This window comes from Acinetobacter sp. UBA5984 (assembly GCF_002429925.1).
GTDB classification, from domain to species: domain Bacteria; phylum Pseudomonadota; class Gammaproteobacteria; order Pseudomonadales; family Moraxellaceae; genus Acinetobacter; species Acinetobacter variabilis.
This window is the reverse complement of sequence record NZ_DJBE01000045.1, coordinates 1-3,596: the sequence shown is the minus strand read 5'-3', so window position 1 is coordinate 3,596 and position 3,596 is coordinate 1. Positions and strand designations below refer to the sequence as shown.

Annotated in this window: 3 protein-coding genes; 1 reads left to right on the top strand and 2 read right to left on the bottom strand. The window is 37.6% G+C overall.

Annotation, left to right across the window (positions count from 1 at the left end):
- Nucleotides 1–393 precede the first annotated feature (393 nt).
- Nucleotides 394–693 (top strand): cell envelope integrity TolA C-terminal domain-containing protein, encoded by a 300-nt coding sequence (locus tag B3J29_RS15415; RefSeq protein WP_414632199.1) that lies wholly within the window; start codon nucleotides 394–396, stop codon nucleotides 691–693.
- Nucleotides 694–881: 188 nt separating this feature from the next.
- Here the strand turns inward: B3J29_RS15415 and B3J29_RS06965 are convergent, their stop codons facing one another.
- On the bottom strand, nucleotides 882–1,538 hold the full coding sequence (locus B3J29_RS06965) for an HNH endonuclease (RefSeq protein WP_286964689.1): 657 nt from the start codon (nucleotides 1,536–1,538) through the stop codon (nucleotides 882–884).
- 4 nt (nucleotides 1,539–1,542) lie between these two features.
- The gene (locus B3J29_RS06960) at nucleotides 1,543–2,775 is read right to left on the bottom strand and encodes an AAA family ATPase (RefSeq protein ID WP_032613519.1); all 1,233 of its coding nucleotides are present in this window, start codon (nucleotides 2,773–2,775) and stop codon (nucleotides 1,543–1,545) included.
- Between the last annotated feature and the right edge of the window lie 821 nt (nucleotides 2,776–3,596).

Here is a 3,596-nt window from a genome sequence, read left to right as displayed (position 1 = left end):
GGGATCCAGCCGGATATTGTCGGGTTTTATTATCCGATGACGGAGAAGGTGAAGGGGGCCGTCGAGAGGGTTTATGAAAGTCTGGTGGACAGGGATGGAGTGCTGGTGTTTGGGGAGTTGTAGGCGCTCTGGGTTGACGGGGTTATGGGGAAAGAGTTCGCTGAGAGGCGGACTCTTTTTTGTGTGCCAGGTAGGGAAAAATTAACTGCCATGGTTTGATAAGCCGCAATGCGGGAAATAACGCAACAGGGATTTTAGTGGGTGCATGAGGATAAGCGTTCTGGAAGAGGAAGCACGTGAAGTGCCAGGGAAGAGGTTCATGCTTGCAGTAGTGGTCAGCTGGCGGCTGATTGTGCGCTGTTACAGCCTTCGGGATGCCACAAAACCTAGGCAATAGGGCGTTGCAGTTCTGGCCGCTGGGACGAGCAAGATGAATGGGGCGCGCAGACGAGGGCAATAAGGGCTGCGGTAAACGCAAACCTTGCTGAGCCAGAGCGCTGGAAGGGTAAAAAATGCAGGTTGCATATGGAATTTGCGCAGGACGGTAGGGTGGTGAAGATATCAACCAGCAAGGGCAACAAAGCGTATTGTGAGGCGGTGAAATTGGCGGCTCAAAAAGCGAAGTTTCCGGCGTTTAGTAATCCAGAGGTGTATCGGGATTTTCAGAGGTCTGGGTTTGATATGCGGGGGTAGGTGGATGGTTATTATTTGAGGGGAAATCGCAAATATTAATATCCGTATATATGGGAGCAATTACTTTATTCTGGTCATTGGCGGGTGTTTTTCGAATAAAATAGCGATCGTGACCACTTAAAAAGGAATGTTATGCTTCTATTCCATGAAAGTGCGTTCAATTAAAAAAACGCACTTTTAAAAAAATATTATTTTTTCTTTATATCATTTGGAACAGCGTTGTTGATATGCTGGATTGCATTTTTCACCATTGATGAATATTCTTTGTCTGATGAGGTTTCATTTTTGATCATATCGTTATATATCGCTTGCCTTGCTGCTTGCGGTAGTGCCTTAGTATATATTTGATTAAAAATTAAAAGTATTTTCTCTAATTTTTCTTGCCTCTGTTCTACTAACTGTTTTCTGTTAAGGGCTAATATTGTATTCGTTGACATTCCTTTAATTCCAGACCCAATAACTAATGATCCACAGAAAATAATTACTTCTTCAGGATTGCCTGAATATGGATCTTGAATGCTATTTAAATTTGGATCAAGATTTGTTTTATTTTGATTGCATATCTCACATGATAACGTAAGATTTTCCCACAAAAATCTCTTTGATTCATCTAATGATTTTGGATATATATGCTCAACATCACCATGATGTATGTGTAATAGTTTACTTTCACAATACGCACATTTTCCATTAGTTTCTTTTATTAGCTGCTCTTTTATTTCAGGGTGGGCGTATCTGGTTTTTAAATAATCACTTGAATTTACGCCAGAAGCTATATTTGACAAGTGTGCGTCAGTCCATTTTTTAGAATTTCTAGACAAGATATCTGGTTCGATTGATTTCATTAGCTTAATCATTTTTTTTACCACCAACTATATGATAAAGAGCCTCCGGGTAAAAATCACCCAAGCCCGCTTCATCTAAAGAAGTTCTAAGTTCATTTAAACTATTTTCATTTATTTCTTGTGTGCTTATTCTTGAACATATCTTATCAAGTTCATCTTCTGCCCACTGAGGAATAGTTATTGAAACCCCAAGAACATCCCTTAATATTTTATTTGCAGTTGATGCTTTTTCCTCTAAATCCAATTTGTAAGAATTAACTTTGTTGGAGTCATCATGTTTTAACGCATAAACATTAGAGTCTTTCACTGAAGAAATTATGAAGGGACTATGGGTGACAACAATAAATTGAACGTTTGGAAATGCTTTTGTCAGATCATTTAGTAATGAGCGCTGCATTGTTGGATGAAGATGGTTTTCCGGTTCATCAATTAGTGCTGTAAAACGATTTACATCTTGAGAGTAAAGTAATATCTGCCATGATATATCTATTATCGACATGATTCCACCAGAGGCAGAATCTAATATAAAATCACCTGAGTCTGTCTCAAATATAACATCTGGGACTTCAAATCTTATATTTCTGAATCCAATGTTCTTAGGTAATGTAATCTTTAGTATTTCTATGAATGAAGTAAATGTTTTTTCTGATTTTTTGTTTTTCTTTATATAGCTGTTCCCAACTCCCAAAGCAGCCATAGATAACAGTGATTTTTTCATTTCTACCGTTGGGTTGCCGTTAAATGAACTGTCTTCTATGTGTTGTTTATATGCTCTTAAATGGTTTTTATAGGAGTTCTCTGCATTTATCACACCCGTTGGTATATCGGATGTCATTTTGTAGTTATTCGATGCTCTATGTGAATGTATAAATAGCCCTTTAATGTTGCGATTGATATTTTCAATGTTTATATCATAGTTTATTGTTTTGGGGTTTTCCTCTATATATATAGAGGATGCTAATTCGTCTGAATAATCAACTTCTCCTATTTTATGTTTAATGTCAGTAGATGAATTGCTTTTGCCTGTATTAGTAAAAACATTAATCCCCTTATCTTCATCGTAAAACGGCATCGCTAAAAAATCACAATTCCATAAGAAATGCTTAGCTAATATCCTTAATACAGTCGATTTTCCTGCTCCATTAGAACCAGTGATCACTGTTACTTTATTATGGAAGTCTATGCTTACCTCATTAAATTGGCGCCAATCAGATATTGTTAATTTTTTAAATTGCATGATAATTCCTTTTTAGATGAATAAAATTGTCATAACATCTCGTTTGCCACACTGTAAGTACTCTACTCCCCCTAAAAACCCATCGAAACGGCCAAAATGCGATATAGGGTCTGAAATTCAAGCAATACTCATTGAATTTAAAAGTTAGTATGACAGGAAATATTTTCCATCTCTAGGTTAACATTTCACTCAAATATATCAAGTTAAATCTCAATAACTCTTGATTGACGTTCGCATAAAAGGGGTGATGTATTTTAAATAATTTATATGTAATGATTATAAATGTGAGTGCTAATTTTTTGTCACCCCCCAAAAAATGAGAACTCAACATAATACTCTTAGCCTGAGATTAGAGGATATTATAATCTACCTTTTCTTAGTTTATCCTATAAAAATCTTATATTGTTATTGTGATAATTTTTGAGGTTGGATATAAATGGCCATTATTTTTTAATTTTTAGGATGTTAAAAGAGCAAATTTCCATTCTTTGCTCATAACAGCCATCCCTTGTTTCTCATAAGCACAACCATATTCTCTACATATTCAACATCCAACACCAGAAACCCCCAATGCTAATCCCACCCTCAAACCCATTCAGGGGCCAACCGCCGCCCCTTATCAAACCTGAAATCAGTCAGCCTTCATCAACTTCCAGCCGCACTCAATGCATCCTGATATACGGCTCCTTCACAAACTCATTCAGCAGCCAGACCAGATCGTGCAGCAGCCCCGCCAGTTCCTTTTCGACACTTGCGGGCAAGGTTCCACCCAGAATTGCCTGCACCAAAGCCAGCGCATAATCCACCTGGGGGGCGGTTTC

Bases quoted from the DNA above. Each gene is read 5' to 3' on its own strand.
- B3J29_RS06965 (WP_286964689.1), bottom strand. From the start codon at position 1,538: ATGAAATCAATCGAACCAGATATCTTGTCTAGAAATTCTAAAAAATGG.
- B3J29_RS06960 (WP_032613519.1), bottom strand. From the start codon at position 2,775: ATGCAATTTAAAAAATTAACAATATCTGATTGGCGCCAATTTAATGAG.